Annotated in this window: 1 protein-coding gene; it reads right to left on the bottom strand. The window is 42.1% G+C overall.

What is annotated here, in order from left to right:
* Nucleotides 1-335: 335 nt before the first annotated feature.
* Nucleotides 336-634, bottom strand: a 299-nt coding sequence (locus tag R7Z50_RS28465) for a glutathione binding-like protein (protein ID WP_318149876.1), incomplete at its 5' end; no start/stop codon positions are given.

The following is a 634-nucleotide window of genomic DNA, read 5'->3' on the forward strand; positions in this document are numbered from 1 at the left end:
GCATTGAAAAAAGCACCTTCTTGCCCTCTTAGTAACGGGCCTTTCGCACGATATGGATAGTCACGCGTGTCATCGTGCTTAATCACGTACTTTTGAATAATAATGAAGAATACAACCAGAAGAACAACAATGATAAAGATGTTGGTCATAGATAAAGTGCGCCCAAAACAACTAGTTGCTCAAAGCGTAAATGGAAATGCTATACAGAGCAACAAAACCTATCAATTTTGAGGTGCGATGACATAAGCGATGAAGAATAGTTCACGGAGGATAAGCAAAAACAAGCCAATCTTTCTAGGGATTGGCTCTTGTACGTCGTGCCTGATTAACAATCATTAAGCGTTAGCGTCTGGTTGATTGTCTGGCATGGCATCAATGAAAGTTGGCAGTTGGTTGCAAGCATCTACAATTGCGTTGATAACCGGATAAGGCGACATATCAACTCCAAAACGTTGCGCGTTGTAGACTTGAGGCACAAGGCAAATATCAACGATGCATGGTGAGTCAGTCACACTGTATTTACAGTTTCCATGCTCTTCTCGATATTTGGCCAGTTTCTCTTCTAACGCAGCAAAGCCTTGTTTGATCCAGTGATGAATCCACTCCTCTTTCTGCGCTTGTTCACAATCTAGTG

The sequence above is a fragment of the Vibrio sp. 1249-1 genome (assembly GCF_033340495.1).